We start from the raw sequence: 22,514 nt of genomic DNA on the forward strand, positions 1-22,514 counted from the left end.
TGTTTATATTATCCGCCCCAGTTTTCTTGCGTGATACGCAATCTAGAGTGGGAAAAATGTATCAGGTTCTTCTATTTATTTATGTCGTTATCTCCATCGCCTTGATTGGATTTATTCTAGTTCAACAAGGTAAGGGTGCGAACGCAGGTGCGTCTTTCGGTGGCGGTGCATCAGGCACAATGTTTGGATCAGCAGGTGCCGGTAACTTTTTAACCCGTACCAGTGCAATTTTAGCAACAGCATTTTTCGTCATTGCACTTGTGTTGGGTAATTTAAACTCTCATCGAGGTAATGTAGAAAAAGGTACATTTGATGATTTATCACAGGCCGCTGAACAGATTCAACAGCAAAACGTTGCGCCAGTGGTAGATAATAAGAACAATGATATCCCACAATAAATTAAAATAGATAAATTTAACGCTCTGGTGGTGGAATTGGTAGACACGCTATCTTGAGGGGGTAGTGACCACAGGTCGTGCGAGTTCAAGTCTCGCCCAGAGCACCAAATTTAAAACCGGCTTTCAAGCCGGTTTTTTATTTTTTCGCTAGTTATTATTTGTGAATTTGGTTACAATCCGCCAGTTTTATTTTGTTACCATTTATATAGGAGAAATCTATGAACTTTCCCAAAATTGCTGAACAAGTGATAGAAAAGTTGGGCGGTAAAGGTAATATCGCCACAGCTGCACATTGTGCAACACGCTTGCGTATCGTTTTGAACGATGAAAGCAAAGTTGATAAAGAAGGTATTGACAATATTGACGGAGTAAAAGGGCAGTTTTCTGTTGCCGGTCAATATCAAATTATTTTCGGTTCCGGTACGGTGAATAAAGTTCACGAACAATTAACCAAGCAATTGGGGATTGGTGATGTGAGTAAAGCTGAGGTTGCGGAGGCGGCTGCTGGTAACCAAGGTTTATTACAACGTTTGGTGAAAGGATTGGCGGATATTTTCGTCCCGATTATTCCAGCGATTGTGGCTGGCGGTTTGTTGATGGGTATCCATTCAATGTTAACCTCTGTCGGTTTCTTTTGGGAAGGGGATTCAGTTGTCAGTAAATACCCTGAAGTGTCTGATTTAGTTGATTTTATCAATACGATTGCCAATGCACCTTTTGTCTTTTTACCTGTCTTGCTAGGATTTTCCGCAACCCGTAAATTTGGTGGTAATCCGTTCTTAGGAGCGGCGCTGGGGATGCTCTTGGTTCATCCTGCGTTGTCTGACGGTTGGAACTATGCGAAAACCTTGATGGAAGGTAATATTAAATATTGGAATGTATTTGGACTTGAAATTGAAAAGGTCGGTTATCAAGGCACCGTGATCCCGACCATCATTTCTGCTTGGGTATTAGCAACATTGGAAAAAACATTCCGTAAATTTGTGCCATCCTATCTGGATAATCTTGTCACGCCATTGTTTTCTCTCTTCATTGCCGGTTTCTTGGCATTCACAGTGATTGGTCCACTTGGTCGTGAGGCAGGTTCATTAATTTCAGCAGGTTTAACCTGGTTGTATGATACTCTTGGTTTTGTAGGCGGCGCAATTTTTGGTACATTCTATGCACCTATTGTTATCACAGGTATGCACCAAACCTTTATTGCGGTAGAAACCCAACTATTAGCTGATGTTGCACATACAGGTGGTACTTTTATTTTCCCAATTGCGGCAATGTCTAACATTGCACAAGGGGCAGCCTGTTTAGGGGTCGCATTAGCATTAAAAGATCCAAAAGTGCGTGGTTTGGCGGTGCCTTCAGGGATTTCTGCTTTATTAGGGATTACTGAGCCGGCAATGTTCGGGGTGAACTTACGTTATCGTCAAGCCTTCTTTGCGGCAATGATCGGTTCAGGTTTGGCGAGTGCATTCATCGCATTCTTCAATGTGAAAGCTATTGCGTTAGGGGCTGCCGGTTTCTTAGGCGTGCCATCAATCAAACCGGATAGTTTGGCGATGTACAGTATTGGTATGGCAATTTCTTTTATTGTGGCATTTACTCTATCTTTTGTGATGGTAAAACGTGCAAACGTAAAAGCTTAATTTCTAATAGAAAAGTGCGGTTTAAATTATTCACAAACTTGCTTACTCGTTGTTTCCCCCTATCGGGGCTGTTGGCAAAGCCAACGTTCAAAAAACGTTGTTTTTTGTGACCGCACTTTTTTAATCTACAATATTTATCTATCAATTGCACAAATCTGTTCTTGGCGTAGGGACACACTGAGTGTGTCCGTATTTCAATATGTTATAAGCGGACACACGAGTGTGTACCTACATAACCGTTAATCTAGTTGTTTTAAATAATTTATTCCCAGATTTCTCATTTGTCTGATAATCCATTGTTGTTTTTTACGTACTAATGTACTCGGCTTTTTAACCTTATAAATGATAGGATTTGGCAAAACGGCTGCCAGCAACGCAGCTTCGGATAGTGTCAAATTTTTTGCGGATTTATTAAAGTAAAAGTGACTTGCCGCTTCAACACCAAAAATCCCCTCACCAAATTCCGCAATATTTAAATACACTTCTAAAATTCGTTTTTTTGGCCAACCTAGCTCTAATAACATCGTAGCCGGTACTTCTAATCCTTTACGTAGCCAACTTTGCCCGTGCCACAGCATTAAATTTTTGGCAGTTTGTTGAGAAATGGTTGATCCCCCTCGAATTTGATGTGTTGATTTTTCGTTGTGTTTGAATGCTTTTTGAATCGCAGAGAAATCAAAACCATAATGGGAAGGGAATTTTTGATCTTCCGCTGCAATCACTGCAAGTTGCATATGTGGCGAAATTTTCTCAAGATTTACCCATGTTGATTTTGCCTGATAATGGAAATCGCCTTGTAACCAATGTCCGACTTGTTGTTGAAGCATATAAGAAGAAAAAGGCACGGGAACAAAGCGAAAGAGCAGGATAAAAGCAAAAATGGCGAAGAAAAATCGGATTACAATACGTTGCCAATTTTTCTTCCACCATTTGAGACTGAATAACCGTAAAAGTGCGGTTAAACCTTGCTTAGTTTTTTTCAGCGCCATCAAGATGTTGTTTTACCCATTCTATAAAATCAGGATCCATCGTTTTGATCATATTTGAACCACGTGTAATAGTGGCGGCACTGGTATTCAGATTTTGTTGGATTTCACGTTGAGATAAATTTTTGTCTAATAGCTGTGAAACAATTTGTAAACGTAATCCCACGGCATCACGCTCATCAGCGGTGAGAAGCAGGGTTAAAAAATCTTGTGCTTTACCTTGTTCAAAAGCCGTTTGTAGCATGGCAAGGAAAGCATTCCATTGTTCTAAATTGCGACTGATATACATGAGTATTATCCTATACTATTAAACTAGTGCGCTTAGTATAGCCGATCAAATTCTTCTTGGCTAAAGGTTTGTGGATTTTCTTTATGCTGTAATAATTGGTAGTAAAAATCATAGGCTAACACATTCTGTACATAACCACGGGTTTCAAAAAAGGGAATTGAGGCGATAAATTCATCCATCGTCAATTTTCCTGCCGCTCTTGTCAACCATTTTTCTACCCGACTTGCTCCGGCGTTGTAAGCCGCGGCAATGAGAATGCGATTATTCGGGTATTTCGCATTGAGTTCATTCAAATGGGCTGTGCCAAGCAAAATATTATTGAACGGTTTGAATAGATCGTTTTCTGCCTGATAAGGTAATTGATTGTTATCGGCGGTTGCTTTGGCGGTGCCGGGTAAAAGCTGCATTAGCCCTCGTGCATTGGCGGAAGATTGTGCCATTGGATTCCAAGCACTTTCTTGACGTGCTATTGCCATAGCAAAGGTTTTGTTTATAGCGCTACCACTTTTTGCCGAAACGGGCGTTAAAGCAATATCAAAATAACTTTGATAGGCATTTGGCAGGCGTAAGGCAATATGATTCCATGCTTTAGCGATGATCGAACCGTCCACGCCTAAATCAAACCAACCTTGCTGATTGGCATATTCGCTCAAGGCAATTTGTTGATCTTGTTTTGATTTGGCGGAAAGATTTTCTAACAAGAAACGCCAGCGTTGTTTTGCTGAGCTAAGACGATTTAATTGTCTCAGTTCGGCAATTTCGGCTAATTCGGTGGCATACTCTTTGATGAGTTTTTCATCTGGTGTTGATTGGCTCAGTTCAACACGATAATCTGTACCACGATTTTTAGGGTTAAGCATGGCTTTGGCTAACATTGGGTAAAAACCACGTTCTTTGGAAAGTGCGGTTAACATTTCTCGTGTTTTTTGTGGCTCACTTTTTGCGAGCCAATAACGCCATTCTTGTTTTTCTTTTCCTTCTTTTGAAAGGGCATTTAGCCAAGGCATTAGGTTGGTTTTTTGCCAAATCGCCATTCGCAAACGGCGTTCAATCAGATTATCGGCATTTAACGTCAAGATTTCTGCATCACGCCATTGTTGAAAAGCCCGTGTTTCATTATCAAAAAAGCGGCTGATAAACGCAATTTTCCAATCACGAATTTGCGTGTCGCTTAATTGCCAATTTTTCGCCCATTGCAAATAAGGGGCAAAATCAGGATTATCCATATTTTCAGGAAGGGTACGTACATAACGTGAAAATCCTTGTACGATCGCAAATTGGTGACGAATTTTGTCATGTTCACTATCAGGCAATGTCTCCGCAAATTTTCTTAAATTTACCGGATTTTTTAGTAAATCGGCGTAGCCTTGTAGGTCTGCCAGAATGATTGGATCTTCTTTTATATTATCGAGATGATCCAATTCTCCTTTCAGTAATGCTAAGCCTTTGATGTCATTTTGGGCGAATAAATTTTCTGCTTTTTGATAAATCTTGTTTGTTGTTCTGCCACCATTGGCATACCATTTTTTCCATAGTTCTGACTCGTTTGTGATCTCGCCATTATTAAGCCAAAGTATTTCAAAACGGTTCAATATATCCGTTTCAGTAGGTTGATGATTTTTATTTGATTCTGACGATTTTTGAGCAAGCTGATATTCTCTATTTAATACGGCAATTTGCATGGACAAGCTACTTGGTTTGATCTTTTTGGCATAATCCACTAATTGGTCGGAATCACTGTGATTCAGCAGCGTAAGAATGTTTTGTTCTAAACGGGAGTGGAGAAAATGATGAGGATGTTTAGCAATATAATCCTCAATCTCTTTTTTTAGTGCCATTATTTCCGTTGAAGGTGTGTTTTGCGTTACTGATTTTATTTGACTGTCAAAGTAGGCAAACCAAGCATCGTTTTGTAGCGGATAGCCTTCCAAAGCATGAATTAATGACAAAAAAATGGAGCGGTTTTCAAAAACTCGCTGATTTTTTACCGCACTTTTCAGTAACGTTTCTAACTGTAAAAAAGTTGCCCGTTGTTCAACGTGTTTTAATGCCTTTTGGTGTTGGGTTTCCTGCCACTTTAACTGTTCTTCTGCGAGAGTAATGGTTTGTGTGTTTTCGGTTTTATCCGTATTTGTATTCGCGCTGATAGGTTGAGAAAGTGCGGTTAAAATTGCAAAAGAAATAAGAGAGAGTTTTTTCATACCATTCCTGTGATAAGCGTATCCTTGTTAGGTTGAGTGGTTCAACAATATAGGCAGTTAAACTTATATGCTCCCATTAACAAAAAAGCGAACCTTTAGATTCGCTTTTTAATTGATGGTTCCCAGTATTTAGAAGACTTTTTTAAAGGGTTTAACTATCACTTCACCATAAACGCCAGCCGTGACATAGGGATCTTGTGATGCCCAATCTTTTGCAGCGAGTAGGCTGTCAAATTTAGCAATTACGGTAGAGCCACTGAATCCGGCATCGCCGGGATTTTCATCGTCAATAGCCGGGTTTGGACCGGCGGTAAGTAGGCGATCTTCTGCTTGCAATTGTTTTAAACGGGCTAAATGTTGTTCACGAACAGCAAGACGTTTGTCAAGCGTGCCGGGAATATCTTGGGCAAAAATAACGTAATACATGGTTTTCTCCTTTAGGTATTGTTTTCATTTTCTTGAATGGAAGCAAGGGCTTTTGCCAGCTCCTCATTGCCTTCCCGTGGAATCATGCGAGATTTGCCTTTGTTATCCACTGCAACAAAAGTAAAAACCGCATCGGTTACACAATAGCGTTCACCAATCGGTTCACTGGCGACTTTTTTTACCCAGACTTCTACTTTTATTTGAATAGAAGAACGCCCAATTTTTAGGCATTGACCGTAGCAGCACACCACATCACCGACTGAGATCGGCTTAATGAAATTCATACTTTCCACTGCGACGGTGACGACTCTCCCGTGAGCGATTTCCTTGGCTAAGATAGCACCGCCCATATCCATTTGTGACATAATCCAACCACCAAAAATATCACCATTTGCATTGGTATCGGACGGCATGGCAAGGGTGCGTAGTAAAAGTACGCCTTTTGATTGGCGACCGTTTTTATCAATAAAATTTGAGGACATTAGTTCCCTCCGTTTTTATGGTTATTTTGTTCATCTTTGGGTAAAAACTTGTAAATATAGGCACCGGAAATAATGGTCGCAATAATTGTCATACCAATCAAACCGAAGGATTTAAAATCAACCCAAGCTTCTTCCGACATATTGTGGCTAATATAAATATTTACCAACATACATATAATAAAGAAGATTGCCCAGCCGAGGTTGAGAGTATTCCAAGATTGCTCCGGCAACTTAATTTCTTTACCCAGTAATTTTTTCAACAAAGGTGTATTGAATTGGAATTGTGCCACAAGCAATATAATGGCAAAAAGTGCATTGACGATGGTGACTTTCCACTGTAAATAACGTAATTCATTGAAATAAGCAGTTAAAAGTCCAAAAAAGACGACCGCGCCCGCCATGATTTTTTGTTGTTTTTCAATTTTGCCATACTTCCATTTTAATAGCGCCATTTGCACAAGGGTTGCTACCACTAATACGATTGCTGCATCACGTACGCCACTCAGTTTGTAAGTGACAAAAAATAAAATAAGTGGAATAAATTCAAGTAGTTGTTTCACTTATGACTCCTTCATAAATAAACTGTAAAAACGATAGGTTACCACGAGCATTAAAATATTTAATGCGGCAGCAAAAATACTCACTGCAACACCAAAAACAAGGTTGTTGAAAATTGTGGAGAGTTGAAAGATTAAAATAGGCGTAACAAAATAGACAAGTAAAGCATAAATTAATAAGGCTATTTTTTGATTCTTTCCTTGTAACCAAATTTTTCTTAGGCTTTGCCCAATGCTATCTTGTGTCGTTAAATAATGGGTTGTCGATAAATTTAAACGGATAAAAAATCCTATACCAAAGATAACTGCGGCCAGTGAAATAATTGATGGTGATGTTTTAGTTAAAACAGCGGCGATCATTTCAAATAAGCCGAGTAACATTGGGGCAATCACAATTAAATTTAAGATGACGACACCGATAAAGCGCGGGAGTGTAGCTTGAAAACTTTGTCCTAATGTACGGTAATTTTGTTGACTGATTTGATGGATAGCTATGATTCCCCAAGAGGTAATAAAAGTCGTTGCTAATTGGGTGAGTAAAAAAGAAAGAGTAATACTTTGTGCATTTTTTTCCATTAATTGTGGCAGAGTATCTGTACTAATTACAGTATTTTCTGAAACAATTGAGGGACTTAGTAATACGCTGAGTATTTGTACCATAAATAGAATGGATACAAATTGAAACATAATTTTTTGCTGATTACGGAAAAAATTCCAACTATCTTGTAAAACTTGCGTAAAGTTAATTTTCATTCGATCTTCTCGTGTCAAAAAATAGGGCAATTATACCTTGTTTATCCCATTCTTCCATTTATCTTATCTAAAAAATCCGCTTTTTTGATATGGGGCAAATTTTGCTATTTCTGGCTTTAGGGAAAAAGTGCGGTCATTTTATATAAATAATTTTATTAATTGTAAAAAACTTGAAGTAGATCACAGAATTGATACTCAATATGGAGTATATTACGAACCGCAAATAGCCATAGTCTTTTTATGGTTATAAATTAAACATTATACTTAAGGAGTTCAATATGAAAAAAACAGCACTCGCGTTAGGTTTAACCGCAGCATTATGTGCCGGTGTTGCAAATGCTCACCAAGCTGGGGATGTGGTTGTGCGTGCCGGTGGTGTGTTTGTGTCAGCTAATTCTGAGTCTACAACCAAAACCAATACGCAGGTTAATTTAGAGGTGAGTGACAATGCTCAGTTAGGTTTAACCGGTACTTATATGTTCACTGACAATATTGGTTTAGAGTTGTTAGCTGCGACACCATTCTCACACAAAGTGAAAGCGAATGTACCTGCATTAGGGGCGGCTGGAAATCTTGGTGATGTAGTGAAAGTAAAACAATTACCTCCTAGCTTATATTTACAATATTATTTCTTAGATAAAGATGCCGGCTCTCGTCCATACCTTGGTGTAGGTTTAAACTACACACGTTTCTTTAATGCAAAATCAACCAATCCGTTAATTACCGATGTTAATGTGAAAAAACATTCTTTTGCACCGGTTGTTAATGCGGGTATTGATATTAAATTAACGGATAGCTTATATTTGAATACGGCAATGTGGTATACCCGTATTAAAACAACGGCTAAATTTAAAGTGCCGGCTGTGACAGCGGGTTACGAACATGAAGTAAAACTCAAACTTGATCCATTCGTGTTCTTCGCAGGTTTAGCGTATCGCTTCTAATTCTAAATTGTCCTCTATTTAACAAAAAAAGCGATGATAATTTCATCGCTTTTCTTTTTATTCACAAGCATAACCCTGTTTGGGCAATGGCTTTCCGTCTAAATAGGCTATACCTTCTTTTAGAGTTAAGCGGTCTTCAATAAACCATTTAATCACCACGGGGTAAATACGATATTCCTGCTCTCTTGTGCGTAATTCAATCTCTTCCATATTGTCATCAGGGAAAATCGGTACTTTGGCTTGTAAAATGATTGCGCCGCCATCCATTTCTTCATTCACAAAATGAACGGTTGTACCGTGCTCCGTATCGCCCGCTTCTAAGGCACGTTGGTAGGTATTGAGCCCCGGATATTTAGGTAATAATGATGGATGAATATTAATAATTTTCCCGTTAAAACGTTGTACAAAGTTTGGCGTTAAAATTTTCATATAGCCGGCGAGCACGATCAGATCAACATCAAAACTTTCCAAATAATCGCCAATTTTGCTATCCATTTCTTGGTTGTTTGTAAAATTTTGACGCAAAAAAACACCTGTAGGAATGACCGCACTTTTAGCCCGTTCAAGCCCAAAGGCATCATTTTTATTGCTGATCACACACGCAATTTTGGCGGGGATAAAACCTTTTTCACAAGCATCAATAATAGCTTGTAGATTATTTCCTTGTCCTGAAATCAGAACGGCAATTTTTTTCATAAAGATCCTAAAAAGAGAGAAAAGAAAGGCGAATTTTCATTCGCCTCAAAAAGGAGTTATTGAATCACGACTTGCTCTTCGCCATCTGACGCCTGTTCAATATGTCCGATAAGCCAAGCATTTTCACCGGCTTGTTTTAAAAGTGCCAATGCGGTTTCCACTTGATCTTGCGGAAGGGCAATCACCATTCCCACGCCACAGTTAAAGGTACGGTACATTTCATAAGTAGAAATATTGCCTTGTTCTTGCAACCATTTAAAAATTGGTTGCCATTCCCAACTTTTTTCATTAATCACTGCTTTGGTGTTTTTCGGTAATACGCGTGGAATGTTTTCCCAAAAACCACCGCCGGTGAGATGGGCAATCGCGTGAACATCTGCTTGTTTAATCAGAGATAAAATAGATTTCACGTAAATTTTGGTTGGTGCAAGTACTTGTTCGCTTAATGGTTTACCGGCTAACTGTTCGGTTGCCGGATTGACACCGGAAACATCAATGACTTTACGGATTAAAGAATAACCGTTTGAATGGGGCCCACTGGAACCTAGCGCAATTAAGGCATCACCGCTACGTACCTGACTGCCGTCAATAATTTCGGATTTTTCAACGACGCCAACACAGAAACCTGCTAAATCATAATCACCTTCGTGATACATTCCTGGCATTTCAGCGGTTTCTCCCCCAACGAGTGAGCAACCTGATTGCACGCACCCCTCAGCAATGCCTTTTACCACGTCCGCTGCTACATCAACGTCTAATTTTCCGGTCGCATAATAATCTAAGAAAAACAAAGGCTCGGCACCTTGTACCACCAAATCATTGACGCACATTGCCACGAGATCAACACCAATGGTATCGTGTTTTTTCAAATCAATGGCTAAGCGTAATTTTGTTCCAACTCCGTCAGTTCCTGAAACCAAAATAGGCTCTTTATATTTGCTTGGAATGGCACACAATGCGCCGAATCCGCCCAAGCCACCGATCACTTCAGGACGTGTCGTGCGTTTTACATGTGGTTTGATTCGTTCGACAAGTTCATTACCCGCATTAATATCAACGCCGGCGTCTTTGTAACTTAATGATGGTTTACTCACAATGTTTTTCCCATGTTAATTAAATGAAAAATCAGCGCGGATTGTATCAGTTTAGGCAAACGTTTGCGATAAATTTTATATGAAAAAAAGACCGCACTTTATAACTTTATAAAAGTGCGGTCTTTTTGAATAAAGTTTTTAGCGATTCGCTAATTCAAAAATCATGGCTTCGGCTTGGCAACAGAAGGTAAAACTTGCATTTAATTGTACGCCGCCTTCAATAGGCAATATTTCACTCACTATTTCACAAGGATCACTTTCTGTTTTACGTGCTTTCTCCGTGAGACGGGCCAGGGATTGTTCCGCTTCTGCTTGATTTTCATAAATTTGCTCAATGTTAACGGTACGGTCGGAACCGTCGATAATGGCGCCCACATCCACACAGCTACAAGTCAATGATTCTTCTGCTTTGCATTTTACGCTCATATTTTGTCCTTATTTTAAAATTAAATTAGCGTTATTTTATCACTTTTAAAAAGCAGATGAAAACTCACCGCACGTTAAATTGAAAAACATCACTGGTCGGAACTCTGTAAAAGTAAACAAAATGAATTTGCACTTGATGGAATGGAGTTTTAGAATTCCTCAGTTTTTTTACATAAATCATAAATAAAAAAGGGTTTTCAATGAAAAAATTTAACCAATCCTTATTAACAACTGCAATGTTATTTGCCGCCGGTGGTGCAAATGCCGCTGCATTCCAATTAGCGGAAGTTTCTACCTCCGGTTTAGGACGTGCCTATGCCGGTGAAGCCGCGATAGCGGATAATGCCTCAGTGGTGGCAACGAACCCTGCATTGATGACGTTATTTAAACGCCCTGAAATTTCTTTTGGGGGTGTTTATGTTGATGCTAAGGTTAATTTAAAAGGGGAATTTGCGTCAAACTCACCACAAATTAGTGGATTATTGGCTAATAAAAATGCAGATCAAAATAATGTTGTACCTTCTGCCTTTGTCCCAAATGCTTATTTTGTTTATCCAGTTAATGAGAAATTTTCTATTGGTGGAGGAATGAATGTTCCTTTTGGTTTAAAAACAGAATTTGATTCGGATTATACGGCAGGTGTCTTTGGTGGGAAAACGGATTTAACGGCGATTAATTTAAATCTTAGTGGTGCTTATCGCATTTCAGAAGGGCTGAGTTTTGGTTTAGGTATTAATGCGTTATATACCAAGGCTAAATTAGAACGTACTGCAGGTGTCGGGGCCGATTTGATTAATGCTCAAAGTGCTCAAGCCGGTCGTGCAGTGAAAGTATTGGATAACAGCGATGTGGTGACACGTTTGCAGGATAATGAATGGGGATTCGGTTGGAATGCCGGTTTGGTCTATGAATTTAATGAGCGTAACCGCTTAGGTGTAGCTTATCACTCACCGATTACGGTGGGTTATAAAGATCACTCTGCTTTTAATCGTACGTTAAATCGTACAGACACGGCAAAATTGGATCTTGATTTACCGGGCTATTGGGAAATTTCCGGTTACCATAAAGTCACAGATAAATTTGCGTTCCATTACAGCTATAAATATACCCATTGGAAACGCTTTAAAGAGTTGAAAGCAAATTATACTAATGATGGGGTAACCGCATTACAAAAAGACGAATATTTCCGTGGCAATTCCCGTATTGCTCTAGGGGTTTCCTATGATGCGACAGATAAACTGACTTTACGTAGTGGGATTGCCTACGATGAAACAGCCGCTGATTCGTATCATTCCGCTTCGATCCCGGATACAGATCGGACTTGGTATAGTTTAGGGGCAACCTATAAAGTGACACCTGATTTATCGATTGATGTTGCCTATGCACATTTAAAAGGTAAGAAAATTACATTTAAAGAACAGCAAGAAAATATTCCTTTTGCAGTAAATTATACGAGCAAATCCAGTGCTAATCTTTACGGTTTAAATGTAAATTATCGTTTCTAATTTAGTTAAAAATTCCGCATAATAAAGCGTACTTCGGTACGCTTTTTTTATGTTAAAAAATGAGGCAGAAAATGACCGCACTTTACTACACCTATTATCTTTCCCCTGTGGGGAAACTTTTGGTTCTATCTGATGGTGAACATATCACGCATATTGATTTTGAAAAAGAGCAGTTTGAGCCGAATCCTAAATGGATTGAAGAAAATAATTTGCCACTTTTCCAAAAAGTGCGGTTGGCTTTTGATCGTTATTTTAAGGGAGAAGCGGAGACATTTTCGGATATTCCCTTGAAAGCTGAGGGAACACCATTTCAGCAAGCCATTTGGCAGGCATTGCGAAAAATTAGTTATGGTGAAATCTCAAGTTATGGTGAATTGGCAAAAATGATTGATAACCCGAAAGCAGTGCGAGCCGTGGGTGGTGCAGTTGGCAGTAACCCAATTAGTATTATCATTCCATGCCATCGTATTTTAGGCAAGGATAAAACTCTCACCGGTTTTGGTGGCGGACTGGCGGCAAAACGTTTTTTACTCCAATTAGAGAATATCCCTTATATTGATAAAGGCACTGAAGACACAAAACCCCGTTTTTTCAAGAAATATCACGAATGATTCCACATACATTAACGCAACTTCTTGAGCGGGCACAATCCATCGCCGGTTTGACTTTTGGTGAGCTTGCCGATGATTTAGGTATTCCTGTTCCTCCTGATTTGAAACGTGATAAAGGCTGGGTGGGAATGCTTTTGGAAACCGCATTAGGGGCGACAGCCGGCAGTAAAGCCGAACAAGATTTTGCCCATCTTGGCGTGGAACTCAAAACCTTACCGATTAATGAACAGGGTTTTCCGTTGGAAACCACCTTTGTTAGCCTTGCTCCGTTAATACAAAATTCCGGTGTGCAATGGGAAAATTCTCATGTCCGTCATAAATTATCTTGTGTGTTGTGGATCCCCATTGAAGGCTGCAGAGACATCGCTTTGCGTGAACGTCATATTGGCACACCGATTTTATGGAAACCTAATCCTGAACAAGAACACCGATTAAAGCAAGATTGGGAAGAATTGATGGAATATATCACTTTGGGAAGACTAAATGAAATTACCGCCCGTATTGGGGAAGTGATGCAGCTACGACCAAAAGGCGCAAATAGTAGAGCCATCACGAAAGGCATTGGAAAAAATGGTGAAGTGGTGGAAACATTGCCGCTAGGCTTTTATTTACGCAAGGAGTTTACGGCGGGGATATTAAGGGAGTTTTTAGAACGATGAGTTTTTCCGATGGTAGCTTACTTTTTTCTGCACGACTCTTTTTCCTTGTTTCCTTTGTTCAATTAAATTGGATTAACAGAAATTTTCTGAACTCGCTACAGGCTGCTCAAACAGACGAAAATTTTCTATTGTCAGTGATGGTTAATTAAAGAAAAACAATCTCAAAATCAACCGCACTTTTTTAATATTTGAATGAAACAGTACCCCATATAAATCGCCTTTACGACTTGGCATTTTTAGCTAAATTTGTATTGTTTGAGCGTAGCGAGTTTACAAATTTAGCGTTAAGAAAATGACAATAAAGTAAAGAGCAGCGATTTAACTGGGGAGTGTTTTCTTTGCCTACTTTCTTTTACACGAGTAAAAGAAAGTAGGTCGCCGTCGGCGAAACCCGATATTAATATCCCTAAAAGAAAAAGGTTTCTACTACAGAAACCTTTTCCAATATCAATTTTATTTAAATTCTTTATGCCACCTGAGTAAAAAAGTCCTTCAATCCGATTAATACATTATTCACCGCCACCGTAGCCAAAATTAATCCCATTACACGGCTGATAATTGCCGCACCGGAATTTCCAATAAAGTGCTGAATGCGATTAGCTGCAAGTAGTAAAATATAGGTGATTAGCAATACCGCTAACATAATTCCTGCGGTAATAAATTGTTCGGTAAAATTAAAACGGTGGTTATCTGTTAAAAGCACAATCGCCATCATCGCACCCGGTGAGGCAATTGACGGCACGGCAAGGGGGTAAACGGCAATTTCGGTAATATTTGCTCTCATTTTAATTTCTTGTTCCGGTTTACTTTCACCAAAAATCATTGTTAGTGCAAAGAGGAAAAGAACCAATCCTCCCGCGATTTGGAAGGCAGGTAGTGGCACTTGCATGGCTTCAAAAAGAATTTGTCCGCCGACTAAAAAGAAAAGCAAAATACCGGCAGAAATAATCACGGCATTACGTGCAATTTTTCGGCGTTCCTCAAGGGAAAAGCCAATTGTTTTAGAAAGATAAACGGGAATCGAGCCAATGGGATCAATTACAGCCCAAAGTACAACAAACTGAACAATCAAAGAATCAAACATTTATTTTCCTTTTATAAAAACAACAAACCTGACTTATTCTATCAGATAAAGACAACAAAGTGCGGTGTGTTTTGGTTATTTTTCAGGATATTCAAAAAACATTAAAGAAACCAACCGCACTTTTTAGTTGATCTCCATAAAAAATCAGTGGGATACGACGTCGTTGCCAAGGCGGAACGCCCAATTCTTGCCAAACTTTCTTGATATCTTCTCTTGGGCGTTTAGGGTGATATTTGATTTTTCCTGAATAGGTGAAACGGATTTGAATTGGTAAATCTGTTGGGGGCAATGTAGCAGTATGCTGTTGCCAAGAAAAAATAAAAGACTGATCGGTTCGGTGTAAATAAAGTTTGCCAAGATTATCGGGAAGCAGAAGAGGCGTATCTCGCATTTCAAGCTGAATATCTATTAAATCTGCAAAATCGGGAGTGAGGTATAAACCGGACTGATAGCGGCGAACAACCTGTTTTCCTAAATGAAACTGCGGGTTCGCTCCTTCTTTTGCTAATACAACATCACTTATCAACTGTTCAAGTTGGCGTTTACTTGGCATTTCCCATTGATTTAGAGAAAACCACATTCGTAAAAGTGCGGTCTGTTTTGGCGATGAATATTGATTGAAATGGTGAAGTTGAAATTCCGTTGGCACTTTGCAATGCTCAAGAAAAGTTTCTTGCAAGAGTTCGTTAATGAGCTGCTGTTGCTCAAAGCAATGCTGTGCAGTGCGTTGAACGGTGCGATCAAAATGTGTCCAACGTTCACGGAGTTTTGGTAGAATTTCATTACGTAAAAAATTCCGCTCATAATGATTATCCTCGTTACTTTCATCGTGAATCCAAGCCAAATTTTCAGTTCGTGCATAGCGTTCTAGTTGTTCTCGGGGAAAAGAAAGTAATGGGCGAAAAATCTTCATACCGAATAATTCGCTTTGATTTTGCATTGCACCTAACCCTTGTAAACCGCTGCCACGTTTTAATGAGAGGAAAAAGGTTTCTGTTTGATCGTTTAAATGATGGGCGGTCGCAAGTACTTCATTGGCTTGAATATGTCGCTGAATTGCTTGATAACGAGCCTCGCGCGCACTTGCTTCAATACCTTTAGTTTTATCCACTTGAACATATTCGACCACTAACGGGATATGAAACTGCTCACATAAAGATTGACAATGTTTAACCCAGCTATCCGCATTTGGACTTAAACCATGGTGGATATGAATGGCTCGAAGATTAAAGTGCGGTCGATTTTCACGGTGTTTTGCAAATAAAGCAAGGAGAGCAGTTGAATCCAAACCACCACTCAAGGCGATAAGATAGTGTTGAGCGGTGGTTTGTTTAAGTTGTTGTTCAAAAGCCGAAAACAAATCCATTAGGCAATTTTTTCTGCTTTGTATTGGGCGCTCGGATTAAGAATTTCAAAACGTGCCGCAATAGTTTGTAATTCGTAAGAATTGAGCTCGAAGGTGGTTTTCATCACGCCAGCGACCTCATTATTCATTGCTTCAAAGGCTTCCACATCTGATTTGCCATTGAGTAAATTGGCGAGGAATGTACCGGCAATTAAATCGCCTACCCCCACAGGTTCAAAATTAAATTGATACAGCGGGCGACTTAAATGCCAAATGCCTTCCTGTGTTGCCATAATGATTTCAAAGGTGTCAGGATCATTGATTTTCCCTACCTTACCTAAATGTTTCACTAGGACTTTTTTCACACCTTTATTTAATAAGGCCCGCACTGCTTTTAATACATCGTCAAAAGAATTGATGGGGAAATCGCTGAGTTGGCGTAGCTCATTAAGGTTTGGCGTCATAATATCCGCAACAGGAATCGCTTTCTCAATCAGTGCTTCTCGAACGCCATTTGCCACCACACAAATTTTTTCCGGATTCGGCATGACGGGATCGCATAAATAAAGGGCATTAGGGGTGTGTTTTTTAATTTGTTCTAAGGCATAGAGGATTTGATCCACTTGTTCCGGTGAGCCTAAATAACCGGAAAGTAATGCATCGCACTCTTTCAATTTTTCGATATTATCTAAGCCGGTGACGATTTCACGGATTTGTTCTTGTGGAATCACCATCCCTGTCCATTTCCCGTATTGTGTGTGATTGGAAAATTGCACGGTATTGAGTGCCCATACATCAATACCTAATAACTGCATTGGAAAAGTGGCAGACTTATTGCCGGCAAAGCCATACACCACGTGGGATTGAATGGAAAGTACGTTTTTCATATTTATCTCCTTTTTAAATGCCATTTTGTCTATTGAATCCAACATCAATTTGCAAGATGGAGGAAACGTTATTTGATGTGAGACTAAAATGATAGGGTTAAATTTGGTATTCGATAATTTTAAGCGAAAAAAAGAGCGAAAAATAACCGCTCTTTTTTAGATTCAATTTAGCAATAGCCATAAGACATTAAACGCTGGTAGCGTCTGGTTAATAATTCCTCTTTATTTAAGCCATCAAGTTCAGCCAAATCTTCGTTTAATCGTTTTTTCAAATTTTCAGCCATCAAGGCATAATTACGATGAGCACCGCCTAATGGTTCCGCTACAATATTATCAATTAAATTCAGTTCTTTTAAACGTGAGGCGGTTAAACCCATCACTTCTGCTGCGGTTGAGGCTTTTTCTGCACTTTTCCATAAAATAGACGCACAACCTTCCGGTGAAATAACGGAATAGGTGGAATATTGCAACATATTCACTTTGTCGCCCACGCCGATCGCCAAGGCACCGCCTGAGCCGCCTTCGCCAATCACCGTACAGATGACCGGAACCGTTAATTGCGACATTTCACGTAAGTTACGGGCAATGGCTTCGGCTTGGCCTCGTTCTTCTGCTCCAATGCCGGGATAGGCTCCGGGAGTATCAATAAAAGTGATGATTGGGAGTTTAAAACGCTCAGCCATTTCCATTAAACGCAAGGCTTTGCGGTAGCCTTCCGGAGCGGGCATTCCAAAATTGCGTTTGACTTTATCTTTTACCGTACGACCTTTTTGGTGACCAATAACCATCACAGGGCGACCATCTAAACGCGCTAATCCGCCCACAATGGCTTTATCATCTGCAAAAGCGCGATCACCGGCAAGTTCCTCAAATTCGGTAAAAATATGCTCAATATAATCAAGGGTATAAGGACGGTTTGGGTGACGTGCCATACGTGAAACTTGCCAAGCATCAAGGTTGGCGAAGGTTTTTTTCGTTAATTCATCGCTTTTCTTTTGTAAGCGTGTAATTTCGTCAGTTAAGTCTACTTTATCATCAGAGGCAGTGCGTAATGCTTCGATTTTGGCTTCCAGCTCTGCAATAGGTAATTCAAAATCTAAATATTCTTGGGTCATTTTCTTGTCCTAAAAACACCGTAAAAATCCACCGCACTTTATCAAGAATTAACAGAGGGCGCAAATAGTTTTCACTGGTTGGGGGAGCTTACAAACTCGTTCTTTTTAATAACGACAACATAAATAAAAATGCCGAGCAAATAACAACAGAAGGCCCGACTGCCGTATCATAAAATGCAGAGAGAATTAGACCGCCAACAATAGAAAGGATACTAATTATCACTGCAAAGCCCACCATTGATTCCGGTGTTTTAGCGAAACGACGGGCAGTAGCCGCCGGAATAATTAAAAGAGAGGTGATAATTAATGCCCCGACAAATTTCATACTCAAGGCAATAGTAAGGGCGGTTAAGATCATCACAATAAAACGCATTTTCTTGACATTAATCCCTTCTACTTGGGCGAGCTCGGGTGATACCGTCGTCGAAAGCAAGGCTTGCCAAAAATACAATAATGTTGTTACGACGATAATGACTCCGATGCCGATATAGATTAAATCTGAGTAATTAATTGCCAGTAAATCGCCGAATAGATAATTCATTAAATCTACTCGCACATTTTTTAATAATCCAACGGTGACGACACCGAGTGATAAGCAGCTGTGTGCAATAATGCCTAATAATGTATCAATCGAAAATGGCGTATTGTTTTCTAACCATACCATCAAGATGGCTAATATTAATGTTAGCACGACAATCGCTAAGTAAGGGTTTACGTGTAGAAAAATACCTAAGGCAACGCCAAGCAAGGCAGAATGGGAAAGCGTATCGCCAAAGTATGCCATTTTACGCCATACCACAAACACACCAAGAGGTGCGGTGATCAATGATAATAAAATACCGGTTAAAAATGCCGGAAAAAGAATTTCAAACATTCAGTATCCTTAATTTTGACAATGTGTTGATGAGTCGTTACAGTCGCACACGTCGCCATGTAGGTTATGGTGATGATTATGATGGTGCGTGTAAAATCCCACATTTTGAGAAAATTGATTGCCCCATAAACGGATAAAGGTAGGATCATTTGAGAGTGTTTCAGGTGTGCCGGCACAACAAATATGTTGGTTAATACAAAGCACCTCATTGCTATCTGCCATCACAATATGTAAATCATGAGAGACCATTAAAACCGCACAATTGAGTTTTTGTTGTGTTTGGCGGATAAGTTGATAAAGCTCTGCTTGACCGGTGATATCCACCCCTTGGGTAGGTTCGTCCAATACTAATAAATTCGGCTTGTTTAAGATGGCACGGGCAAGTAAAACTCGCTGCATTTCCCCACCAGACAGTTTCTGCATATTATTTTTGCGTAAATGCGTAATAGAAAGTTGCTCAAGTGCGGTTGAAATTTCGTGCGTTTTTACCCCTTTTTTTAAGGCCAGAAAGCGTTCTACCGTGAGGGGTAGGCTATGATCTAAATGAATTTTTTGTGGCACATAGCCAATACATACATTTTTTCCATAAATGACCTCGCCGGAGGTCGGTGGCTGTAATTTTAGTAAGGTTTTCAGCAATGTTGATTTTCCGCCGCCATTTGGGCCGACAAGGGTAATAATAGCGTTTGGGAAAATCCTTAAGTTGATATTTTTTAACGCTGTTTTTTGTTCAAACACGACATTAATATTTTTGAGTTCAATTAATGGTGAGAGCGGATCATGTTGAATGGAATGAATTTGCATAGTACTCGGCTAAATACTGATCAGAGTCAAATTTGGTGGCTAACCTTAGCTGATTTTAGTCTATTTCTCAAGATGTTCTCACTTTATGACGAATATTTCATCACTCTTTTTGTGGTTTTTAAGGTAGAATGAACCTCTTTAATAATTTGTAGTCTGAAAGACGATATTATTTTCATTTAGGTAACCTATTTTGCAACATGTTAAATTAGCCCGAGATAGAAGAAAAAGAAAATCCCGTATCAAAGCGGTGATTTTTTTTGTCTCGTTAGCGTTAATTTTTAGCGGCGTCATGTTGGGCTTAAAAGATGATGTTGAATCAGAGGCTTCTGTTCAAAGCAATCTTGAGCCCGAAATGGTTGATGATGTGCAATATCAATCCCTCATACCGGAAGAAAACGTCAAAACCTCATCTTTATCTGAAAATACATCGGCTGAAGATGCGACCTCTTATGATGACGAACTACAAGCACAAGATGATGAAGTTGAAGAGGTCAAACCTGAATTTGATGATCTAGATGAGCTTCCACAAGAAGCACAGGATGCGTTAAGCCGTTTACTTGATGCTGCTGATGAGGCACTGCGTATTACAGATCAATTTAGTCATACGGTAGTACGTGGCGATACATTAAGTGATGTATTAGGACTTTCCGGTTTAGGCGATGAAACTGCAAAAGAATTAATTGCTTCTTATCCGGAATTAAAAAATCTGCGCGCAGGACAGCAGTTCTATTGGATTTTAGATAAAAATGATCAATTGGAATACTTAAATTGGCTGGTTTCCGAGAAAGAAGAGCGGATCTACGAGTATGTTTCGGAAGGCAAGTTTAAACGTCAAATCCTAGAAAAACAAAGTGTTTGGAAAAAAGAAGTATTGAAAGGCCAAGTGAATGGTTCATTTGCAGCGAGTTTACGTGGGTTAGGGTTGGATTCCCGCCAAATCTCACAATTAAGTTCCGCATTACAATGGCAAGTGAGTTTGCAAAAACTCAAAAAAGGCACGCAGTTTGCGGTATTGGTTTCAAGGGAATATCTCGGTGAAAAATTGACCGGTCAAGGTAATGTTGAAGGTATTCATATTATCGCTAACGGCAAAAGTTATTATGCCATTCAAGCTTCAAATGGTCGTTATTATAATCAACAGGGAGAAACTCTAGGCAAGGGGTTTGCTCGTTATCCTTTACAACGTCAAGCTAGAATCTCTTCACCATTTAATCCAAGTCGCCGACATCCTGTTACGGGGCGTGTTCGTCCGCATAAAGGTGTCGATTTCTCCGTGCCACAAGGTACACCGGTGATTGCACCGGCAGATGCACTGGTGGAAAAGGTCGCTTACCAAGCCGGAGGGGCAGGACGCTATATTGTTTTGCGCCATGGCCGTGAATATCAAACTGTTTATATGCATTTAAGCCGTCCATTGGTGCGGGCTGGACAAACGGTGAAAAAGGGTGAACGTATCGCACTTTCCGGCAATACCGGTATTTCAACAGGACCACATTTGCATTATGAGTTTCATATCAATGGTCGCCCGGTGAACCCGCTCACGGTGAAATTACCGGGAACAAGTAGTGGTATGGCAACAGCGGAACGTAAACAATTCCTTATTAGAGCAAAAGAAGCGATAAGGATGCTAAGATTATAATTTTAGAAAAAGTGCGGCTGATTTTAACCGCACTTTTTTAGTGTCTGTAAAATAATCTTTACACTATTCTGTAAACAACTTATTATAGCGACCAATTTCAATTCATTTTTTACGACCTTCAATGACGTTTAAATTCGATCCTCAACATCCTTTTGCTTGCTTTGTGACACAAAGTGAGACGATGAAAAGTGCGGTAGAAAATGCGCAACGTTTTGCGATGTTTGATGTGCCCTTATTGATTCAAGGTGAAACCGGCACAGGAAAAGATTTATTGGCGAAAGCTTGCCATTACCAAAGTTTACGCTGTGATAAAAAATTTATTGCGGTAAATTGTGCCGGGTTGCCGGATGAAGATGCAGAAAGTGAGATGTTTGGTCGGAAAGTGGGGGAAAGTGAAACCATTGGTTTTTTTGAGTACGCAAATGAAGGCACGGTGTTGCTAGATGGAATTGCTGAGTTATCACTTAATTTACAAGCAAAATTACTGCGTTTTTTAACAGATGGGTCATTCCGCCGAGTGGGGGAAGAGAAGGAACATTATGCGAATGTGAGGGTGATTTGTACTTCTCAAGTGCCTCTCTATCAGTTGGTTGAAGAGGGGAAAGTACGTGCGGATTTATTTCATCGTCTCAATGTGTTGGCGATTAATGTTCCACCATTGCGTGAACGGAGGGCGGATATCCCACCTTTAGTCGAAGGTTTTTTACAGGAAATTAGTGATACGTTAAAAATTCAATTACCGACTTTTGATGATGATTTTCTCTCTTATCTTGAGAAATATGATTGGCAAGGTAATGTGCGGGAACTCTATAATACGTTATATCGTGCTTGTTCTTTATCGGAAGAAAATCATTTAAGTGTGGCAAGTTTAAATCTCACTATGCCGAAAAGTGCGGTTATTTCAGTAGATGAATTTGAAAATCAAACCCTTGAGGAAATTATCGGTCAATATGAGGCAAAAGTTTTACGTGCGTTTTATAAAGAGTATCCTAGCACTCGAAAACTAGCTCAACGCTTGGGGGTATCCCATACTGCTATTGCAAATAAATTAAAGCAGTATGAGATTGGTAAGTAAAGTTGTTCTGGGACTATGTAATTC

At 39.7% G+C, this 22,514-nt stretch carries 24 protein-coding genes and 1 tRNA gene; 9 read left to right on the forward strand and 16 right to left on the reverse strand.

All coding sequences use genetic code 11. The features are described 5' to 3' along the window. The first annotated feature begins 56 nt into the window (after window positions 1–56). The 3 genes from secG to BKK54_RS05545 all read left to right on the forward strand — a co-directional run bounded on the left by secG (window position 57) and on the right by BKK54_RS05545 (window position 2,038). On the forward strand, window positions 57–398 hold the full coding sequence (gene secG / locus BKK54_RS05535; RefSeq protein WP_077542132.1) for a preprotein translocase subunit SecG: 342 nt from the start codon (window positions 57–59) through the stop codon (window positions 396–398). 21 nt (window positions 399–419) lie between these two features. Further along, window positions 420–505, forward strand: a tRNA-Leu gene (locus BKK54_RS05540). Between the two features lie 111 nt (window positions 506–616). Then, window positions 617–2,038 carry a sucrose-specific PTS transporter subunit IIBC gene (locus tag BKK54_RS05545; protein ID WP_077542133.1) on the forward strand — a complete coding sequence of 474 codons (1,422 nt, stop codon included), beginning with the start codon at window positions 617–619 and terminating at the stop codon, window positions 2,036–2,038. 239 nt (window positions 2,039–2,277) lie between these two features. Here the strand turns inward: BKK54_RS05545 and mtgA are convergent, their stop codons facing one another. The 7 genes from mtgA to BKK54_RS05580 all read right to left on the reverse strand — a co-directional run bounded on the left by mtgA (window position 2,278) and on the right by BKK54_RS05580 (window position 7,732). Continuing rightward, window positions 2,278–3,030: a monofunctional biosynthetic peptidoglycan transglycosylase gene (gene mtgA, locus BKK54_RS05550; protein WP_432213696.1), complete on the reverse strand. Its 753-nt coding sequence runs from the start codon at window positions 3,028–3,030 to the stop codon at window positions 2,278–2,280. Beyond that, window positions 3,008–3,313 (reverse strand): trp operon repressor, encoded by a 306-nt coding sequence (gene trpR, locus BKK54_RS05555; RefSeq protein ID WP_077542134.1) that lies wholly within the window; start codon window positions 3,311–3,313, stop codon window positions 3,008–3,010. Before trpR ends, mtgA begins: the two co-directional genes overlap by 23 nt. 32 nt (window positions 3,314–3,345) lie before the next feature. Next, a complete protein-coding gene (locus BKK54_RS05560; protein WP_077542135.1) occupies window positions 3,346–5,514 on the reverse strand; it encodes a transglycosylase SLT domain-containing protein in 2,169 nt (722 codons plus the stop codon). Between the two features lie 129 nt (window positions 5,515–5,643). Further along, window positions 5,644–5,940, reverse strand: coding sequence for a YciI family protein (locus BKK54_RS05565; RefSeq protein WP_077542136.1), 297 nt, complete (start codon window positions 5,938–5,940; stop codon window positions 5,644–5,646). An 11-nt stretch (window positions 5,941–5,951) separates the two neighbouring features. Beyond that, window positions 5,952–6,422 carry an acyl-CoA thioester hydrolase YciA gene (gene yciA, locus BKK54_RS05570; RefSeq protein ID WP_077542137.1) on the reverse strand — a complete coding sequence of 157 codons (471 nt, stop codon included), beginning with the start codon at window positions 6,420–6,422 and terminating at the stop codon, window positions 5,952–5,954. Further along, window positions 6,422–6,982 (reverse strand): septation protein A, encoded by a 561-nt coding sequence (locus BKK54_RS05575; protein WP_077542138.1) that lies wholly within the window; start codon window positions 6,980–6,982, stop codon window positions 6,422–6,424. Before BKK54_RS05575 ends, yciA begins: the two co-directional genes overlap by 1 nt. Then, the gene (locus tag BKK54_RS05580; protein ID WP_077542139.1) at window positions 6,983–7,732 is read right to left on the reverse strand and encodes a hypothetical protein; all 750 of its coding nucleotides are present in this window, start codon (window positions 7,730–7,732) and stop codon (window positions 6,983–6,985) included. Window positions 7,733–8,010: 278 nt separating this feature from the next. On the opposite strand from BKK54_RS05580, the gene BKK54_RS05585 reads away from it, so the two are divergent. Continuing rightward, a complete protein-coding gene (locus tag BKK54_RS05585) occupies window positions 8,011–8,676 on the forward strand; it encodes an OmpW/AlkL family protein (protein WP_077542140.1) in 666 nt (221 codons plus the stop codon). A gap of 57 nt (window positions 8,677–8,733) precedes the next feature. On the opposite strand, the gene purN is transcribed toward BKK54_RS05585, so the two are convergent. The 3 genes from purN to BKK54_RS05600 form a co-directional block, all read right to left on the reverse strand. Further along, the gene (gene purN / locus BKK54_RS05590) at window positions 8,734–9,372 is read right to left on the reverse strand and encodes a phosphoribosylglycinamide formyltransferase (RefSeq protein ID WP_077542141.1); all 639 of its coding nucleotides are present in this window, start codon (window positions 9,370–9,372) and stop codon (window positions 8,734–8,736) included. Window positions 9,373–9,428: 56 nt separating this feature from the next. Further along, entirely contained in the window at window positions 9,429–10,466 is a 1,038-nt protein-coding gene (gene purM / locus BKK54_RS05595) for a phosphoribosylformylglycinamidine cyclo-ligase (protein ID WP_077542142.1), read from the reverse strand. A 138-nt stretch (window positions 10,467–10,604) separates the two neighbouring features. Next, on the reverse strand, window positions 10,605–10,892 hold the full coding sequence (locus tag BKK54_RS05600; RefSeq protein ID WP_077542143.1) for a YfcZ/YiiS family protein: 288 nt from the start codon (window positions 10,890–10,892) through the stop codon (window positions 10,605–10,607). 200 nt (window positions 10,893–11,092) lie between these two features. On the opposite strand from BKK54_RS05600, the gene BKK54_RS05605 reads away from it, so the two are divergent. The 3 genes from BKK54_RS05605 (at window position 11,093) to mutH (ending at window position 13,667) form a co-directional block, all read left to right on the forward strand. Beyond that, a complete protein-coding gene (locus BKK54_RS05605) occupies window positions 11,093–12,397 on the forward strand; it encodes an outer membrane protein transport protein (RefSeq protein WP_077542144.1) in 1,305 nt (434 codons plus the stop codon). 71 nt (window positions 12,398–12,468) lie between these two features. Beyond that, entirely contained in the window at window positions 12,469–13,008 is a 540-nt protein-coding gene (locus BKK54_RS05610; protein ID WP_077542145.1) for a methylated-DNA--[protein]-cysteine S-methyltransferase, read from the forward strand. Further along, window positions 13,005–13,667, forward strand: a complete 663-nt coding sequence (gene mutH, locus BKK54_RS05615) for a DNA mismatch repair endonuclease MutH (protein WP_077542146.1) — start codon at window positions 13,005–13,007, stop codon at window positions 13,665–13,667. Before BKK54_RS05610 ends, mutH begins: the two co-directional genes overlap by 4 nt. A gap of 466 nt (window positions 13,668–14,133) precedes the next feature. On the opposite strand, the gene BKK54_RS05620 is transcribed toward mutH, so the two are convergent. The 6 genes from BKK54_RS05620 to znuC all read right to left on the reverse strand — a co-directional run bounded on the left by BKK54_RS05620 (window position 14,134) and on the right by znuC (window position 19,776). Then, entirely contained in the window at window positions 14,134–14,751 is a 618-nt protein-coding gene (locus BKK54_RS05620) for a MarC family protein (RefSeq protein ID WP_077542147.1), read from the reverse strand. A 91-nt stretch (window positions 14,752–14,842) separates the two neighbouring features. Next, on the reverse strand, window positions 14,843–16,117 hold the full coding sequence (gene tilS / locus BKK54_RS05625) for a tRNA lysidine(34) synthetase TilS (RefSeq protein ID WP_077542148.1): 1,275 nt from the start codon (window positions 16,115–16,117) through the stop codon (window positions 14,843–14,845). Then, entirely contained in the window at window positions 16,117–16,983 is an 867-nt protein-coding gene (gene pdxY, locus BKK54_RS05630) for a pyridoxal kinase (protein ID WP_077542149.1), read from the reverse strand. The genes tilS and pdxY overlap by 1 nt, the downstream gene beginning before the upstream one ends. A 167-nt stretch (window positions 16,984–17,150) precedes the next feature. After that, on the reverse strand, window positions 17,151–18,098 hold the full coding sequence (accA, locus tag BKK54_RS05635; protein ID WP_077542150.1) for an acetyl-CoA carboxylase carboxyl transferase subunit alpha: 948 nt from the start codon (window positions 18,096–18,098) through the stop codon (window positions 17,151–17,153). Window positions 18,099–18,186: 88 nt separating this feature from the next. Beyond that, window positions 18,187–18,972: a zinc ABC transporter permease subunit ZnuB gene (gene znuB, locus BKK54_RS05640; RefSeq protein ID WP_077542151.1), complete on the reverse strand. Its 786-nt coding sequence runs from the start codon at window positions 18,970–18,972 to the stop codon at window positions 18,187–18,189. 9 nt (window positions 18,973–18,981) lie between these two features. Continuing rightward, complete coding sequence (gene znuC / locus BKK54_RS05645; protein ID WP_077542152.1) at window positions 18,982–19,776, reverse strand: zinc ABC transporter ATP-binding protein ZnuC; 795 nt, start codon at window positions 19,774–19,776, stop codon at window positions 18,982–18,984. A 190-nt stretch (window positions 19,777–19,966) separates the two neighbouring features. On the opposite strand from znuC, the gene mepM reads away from it, so the two are divergent. Both mepM and BKK54_RS05655 read left to right on the forward strand, forming a co-directional pair. After that, window positions 19,967–21,415: a murein DD-endopeptidase MepM gene (gene mepM / locus BKK54_RS05650; protein WP_077542153.1), complete on the forward strand. Its 1,449-nt coding sequence runs from the start codon at window positions 19,967–19,969 to the stop codon at window positions 21,413–21,415. 121 nt (window positions 21,416–21,536) lie between these two features. Next, window positions 21,537–22,490 carry a sigma 54-interacting transcriptional regulator gene (locus BKK54_RS05655; protein ID WP_077542154.1) on the forward strand — a complete coding sequence of 318 codons (954 nt, stop codon included), beginning with the start codon at window positions 21,537–21,539 and terminating at the stop codon, window positions 22,488–22,490. Window positions 22,491–22,514: the final 24 nt, after the last annotated feature.

This window comes from Rodentibacter genomosp. 1 (assembly GCF_001999285.1).
In the GTDB taxonomy this organism is placed as follows: domain Bacteria; phylum Pseudomonadota; class Gammaproteobacteria; order Enterobacterales; family Pasteurellaceae; genus Rodentibacter.

Bases quoted from the DNA above. Each gene is read 5' to 3' on its own strand.
- BKK54_RS05580 (WP_077542139.1), bottom strand. From the start codon at position 7,732: ATGAAAATTAACTTTACGCAAGTTTTACAAGATAGTTGGAATTTTTTC.
- pdxY (WP_077542149.1), bottom strand. From the start codon at position 16,983: ATGAAAAACGTACTTTCCATTCAATCCCACGTGGTGTATGGCTTTGCC.
- BKK54_RS05545 (WP_077542133.1), top strand. From the start codon at position 617: ATGAACTTTCCCAAAATTGCTGAACAAGTGATAGAAAAGTTGGGCGGT.
- tilS (WP_077542148.1), bottom strand. From the start codon at position 16,117: ATGGATTTGTTTTCGGCTTTTGAACAACAACTTAAACAAACCACCGCT.
- BKK54_RS05600 (WP_077542143.1), bottom strand. From the start codon at position 10,892: ATGAGCGTAAAATGCAAAGCAGAAGAATCATTGACTTGTAGCTGTGTG.
- BKK54_RS05620 (WP_077542147.1), bottom strand. From the start codon at position 14,751: ATGTTTGATTCTTTGATTGTTCAGTTTGTTGTACTTTGGGCTGTAATT.
- BKK54_RS05565 (WP_077542136.1), bottom strand. From the start codon at position 5,940: ATGTATTACGTTATTTTTGCCCAAGATATTCCCGGCACGCTTGACAAA.
- BKK54_RS05605 (WP_077542144.1), top strand. From the start codon at position 11,093: ATGAAAAAATTTAACCAATCCTTATTAACAACTGCAATGTTATTTGCC.
- yciA (WP_077542137.1), bottom strand. From the start codon at position 6,422: ATGTCCTCAAATTTTATTGATAAAAACGGTCGCCAATCAAAAGGCGTA.
- BKK54_RS05610 (WP_077542145.1), top strand. From the start codon at position 12,469: ATGACCGCACTTTACTACACCTATTATCTTTCCCCTGTGGGGAAACTT.
- accA (WP_077542150.1), bottom strand. From the start codon at position 18,098: ATGACCCAAGAATATTTAGATTTTGAATTACCTATTGCAGAGCTGGAA.
- purN (WP_077542141.1), bottom strand. From the start codon at position 9,372: ATGAAAAAAATTGCCGTTCTGATTTCAGGACAAGGAAATAATCTACAA.
- BKK54_RS05585 (WP_077542140.1), top strand. From the start codon at position 8,011: ATGAAAAAAACAGCACTCGCGTTAGGTTTAACCGCAGCATTATGTGCC.
- trpR (WP_077542134.1), bottom strand. From the start codon at position 3,313: ATGTATATCAGTCGCAATTTAGAACAATGGAATGCTTTCCTTGCCATG.
- znuB (WP_077542151.1), bottom strand. From the start codon at position 18,972: ATGTTTGAAATTCTTTTTCCGGCATTTTTAACCGGTATTTTATTATCA.
- BKK54_RS05560 (WP_077542135.1), bottom strand. From the start codon at position 5,514: ATGAAAAAACTCTCTCTTATTTCTTTTGCAATTTTAACCGCACTTTCT.
- secG (WP_077542132.1), top strand. From the start codon at position 57: ATGTATCAGGTTCTTCTATTTATTTATGTCGTTATCTCCATCGCCTTG.
- znuC (WP_077542152.1), bottom strand. From the start codon at position 19,776: ATGCAAATTCATTCCATTCAACATGATCCGCTCTCACCATTAATTGAA.
- mutH (WP_077542146.1), top strand. From the start codon at position 13,005: ATGATTCCACATACATTAACGCAACTTCTTGAGCGGGCACAATCCATC.
- BKK54_RS05655 (WP_077542154.1), top strand. From the start codon at position 21,537: ATGACGTTTAAATTCGATCCTCAACATCCTTTTGCTTGCTTTGTGACA.